General features: G+C 62.8%; 3 protein-coding genes. All 3 read right to left on the bottom strand.

Annotated features, from left to right (window positions below):
• A partial coding sequence (locus tag B7R21_RS19585; RefSeq protein WP_147305999.1) for an ATP-binding protein occupies positions 1-570 on the bottom strand: 570 nt, incomplete at its 3' end.
• On the bottom strand, positions 570-1,955 hold the full coding sequence (locus B7R21_RS19580) for a Mu transposase C-terminal domain-containing protein (RefSeq protein ID WP_116284929.1): 1,386 nt from the start codon (positions 1,953-1,955) through the stop codon (positions 570-572). The genes B7R21_RS19585 and B7R21_RS19580, both read right to left, overlap by 1 nt.
• A 5-nt stretch (positions 1,956-1,960) precedes the next feature.
• Entirely contained in the window at positions 1,961-2,557 is a 597-nt protein-coding gene (locus B7R21_RS19575; protein ID WP_116284930.1) for a recombinase family protein, read from the bottom strand.
• Positions 2,558-3,514 lie beyond the last annotated feature (957 nt).

The raw sequence follows: 3,514 nt of genomic DNA, 5'->3' as shown, positions 1-3,514 counted from the left end.
TGCGAGGGGCCGGTAGTGGTGTGCGAATCCGAGGCGGCTGTAGAGCTGGGGGTAGTGGCGGAATTGTTGGTCGATGCCGGGCATGCCGATCAGGATGATCGCGGTTCGGGTGCGGTCGTGGTGGTCGCGGAGGATCTCGATCGCGTTGGCAGTGAGGCGTTCGGATTCGTCGATGATGATGAGTTCGATGGTGTTGATGGTTTCCCCTTGGCGGGGCATTTCGCGGGCTTCGGGTCGGAGATCGGCGTGTTTGCGGATGTAGGTGTCAATGTTGCCGCGGAGTTTGTCGATGTCGGTCGCGAGGGCGCGGGGACGGCAGATGACTTCGGGGGTGTAGAACACGGTGCGTGCTTTGTTCGCGGCGGCGGCTTGTTTCGCGGTTACGCCGGCGGGTCCGTAGGCGCTGAGGTGGGGTTCGAAGAGGTCCCAGGAGGCGTAGCGGCGGGCGGAGATGGTCTTACCGACGCCCGCGTCGCCGAAGCAGATACCGATGGTGTGTTCTTTCCGGACGACGTTGGCGAACTCGGCGAATCGGCGGTGTTCTTTGGTGACGATAAATGTGGTGTTCATCAGTTGTCCTCTTCGTAGGTGCGAAGCCGCGGCCGCGGCTTGGGTAGCGCCGGGGTGTGGGGTGTTTCGTGGGTGGCCGCGGTGGGGATGCGGTCGTTGAGGGTTCGCCGGAGTTGTTTTCGGCGGGCCCGGCGGGCGGTTTCGATGTCGCGGAGGCTGAGCCGGACGGTGGGGTGGGCTTCATCAATAGCGGTGCAGATGAACGTGTCACGGTCGTAGACCCGGATTTCGGAGATGTCGCGGGGGTCGTACCGGATGGTGATGGTGTGCCCGACGAACGGGGCCAGGGTCGGGGCGAGGTAGCGCTGGCCTTGGAAGTGGATGCCGTCTCGTTGCACGACCCGGGTTTTCGGGACGGTGAGGAGGAGCCCGTCGAGTTCTTGGAGGCTGTCGGGCATTCGGGGTAGCCACCCGTTGGCAACCCAGGCGTCTCGTGGCGAGATTCCGAGCTCGCTGTGGGGCCGGGCGTTGTAGACGCCGATGAACGCGCCGATGGCCTGGTTCAGTTCGGTGAGGTTCAGGACGGGTTGGGGTGCCCGGGCGCCAGGGCCGATGTGTCCGGGAAGGGTGCTGAGTAGCTCGGTGTTGATGGTGCCGAAGAACCGTTCGATCTTCCCGCGGCCTTGGGGTCGTCCGACGGTTGAGTGGATGATCCGGACATGCAACGCGATGGCGGTTCGTTCGAGGTGGTGGCTGGTGAAGTCGGAGCCGTGATCAACGTGCAGGATGTCGGGGACTCCGCACATCGCCCACGCAGGGTCGGTTTTCCGCCAGATTGCCTGCCGGAGAGCGAGGGCGGTGTTCATCGCGGACGGCGCACCGGTGAAGACCATGTACCCGCAGATCGCACGGGAGTGATCATCCATCACGGTCGTCAGCCACGGCCGGTCGGGTTTCCCGTCCATCCCGACAATCAGGATGTCGAGTTCGGTGTGGTCGGATTGCCATGTCTGATTCGGCCGTTCAGCGCGGCGCCTGAACACGAGCTCGTGTCGGTCCCGGTACGACGCGGGCCCCTCAAGTGCGAGGGTGACAAGTGCTGGGTCCAGGGACTGCACAATGTCCCGAACGGTCGAGTAGCTCGGCGCCGGTAGAGCCCGACGCCGAGCTTCGGCGAGAACGAGGCGGTGCAGGGTGGCAAGGCTTGGTCGTGGCCGGGTCAGCGCGAGACGTTCGGTGAACGCGACCAGCTCGGCTGGTGTTCGTCTCTTCCCGGCTTCAGGACGCGGCTTCGGGTCCAGTGCGGTGATCCCGCCGGTTTGGTAGCGGGCGTTCCACCGTTCCAGGGTGCGGAGTCCGACGGTGGTGTTCCGGGCGAGGGCGGTCAGGGGGATGTGGTCTTCGATATGGAGTCGAAGGATCCGCCACCGTTCGCCCGCGTCCATGGTGTTTACACGGCGGGCCGTGGCCGGCGAGGCGCTGCGGGGGTGGGGTGTTGGTTCAGGGTCCGGTAGATCGTGGTCCGGCTGACGCCGAGAACATCCCCGATCTGCGCAACCGTCATCTCCTGCTGCTCATACAACCGCCTAGCCGTTTTTACCTGATCCGCGCTCAGCCGGGACGGCCGGCCGCCGGTGCGACCCCGTGCTCGGGCTGCGGTCAAGCCGGCGTTGGTGCGTTCCTTTATAAGGTCGCGTTCGAACTCCGCCAACGCTGCGAAGACATGAAAGATCAGCCGGCCACCGGACGAGGTCGTATCGATGGTTTCCTGCAGAGACCTAAACCCGATGTCGCGTTTGGCGAGGGTGTGCAGCTGGTCGATGAGGTGACGGATCGAACGGCCAAGACGATCGAGTCGCCAGACCACCAGAGTGTCACCGGGGCGGATCTGATCGAGGAGCTTGTCGAGCTCGGGTCGGTGCTGGAGGGATCCGGACATGGTGTCGACGAACACCCGGTAACAGCCCGCCGCGTTCAGGGCGTCGACTTGGAGCGCGGCGTCCTGGTCGCTGGTGGACACGCGTGCATAACCGAGAAGATGACCCATACCCCTGAACGTACCGAAACTCATCCCCGACCGGAAGATACGGGCCATAGAAAACGGGCCGGAGTTTCGTTACAAACAGGTCCATAAACAGGCCAGGCAAACGGCGGCTGGGCCATCACCGCCGTGAGAGCCGGAGTGTTGTAGCGAATACGACCGTATTTGCTACAACTTATAGACAGAGCTCTCCTTAAGGATGGAGGGTGTGTTTTTTGAGAGTTAGTCGCTCTTGCGAGCAGACTTGGCCCGGCGTATCCGGACGACGCGGCGGGCAGCCTTGTCGTTCAGGATTGGCCACACCATTCGGAAAGCGAACGCGATGGTATTCACCGCGATAGCGAAACCGATTGCGCAGCCGGCCGGTGCCGGGATCTCAATCGACAGCGGGAGCATAAGCACCTCCACCGTTAGAGCTGCCAACCCGAAGGTCAGCTCACGGTAACCGCGACGTGCGGGACCGAGGTTCTGGGATCGCCAACAGATTGACGCGCAGGGGATGGCAGCTGCGAGTGAACACTAAGGCGAGACGTGCTCCGAAGGACGCCGGAAGCGTCGGACTTACGGGCACAAAAAAACCGGCTCGAAAGCCGGCTGATTTTTTACACACTAAAAGCGTGCTCTAAGTGTGACACGGTCCCGGACGCAACGCAACGCAACGCAACGCGGTCGGACACCGCCGCCAGCGTCCTCATCATCAAAAACCAACGACACACACCGACCACAAAACACCGCCATTCAGCATCAAACTCCACAACAGTTTCCGCGTCATTCCGGGACTACGCGAACACGGCCTAATTCTCGCAGCTATGTATCTCAACCTCCGCCTAGAATCGGGGACTGTGCTGAATTCGGTGTTTCTGGCCTAACGCGTCGGGCGTGTGCCTGGCGGGGAAGGTGCCGTGATGACGACACTGGATGTTGTGAAGAGAAACAAGCCGGATCCCTCTGCCGAGGAGCTCG

This window comes from Subtercola boreus (assembly GCF_003399625.1).
Taxonomy (GTDB): Bacteria; Actinomycetota; Actinomycetes; order Actinomycetales; family Microbacteriaceae; genus Subtercola; species Subtercola boreus_C.
This window is presented reverse-complemented; position numbering and strand designations above follow the sequence as displayed.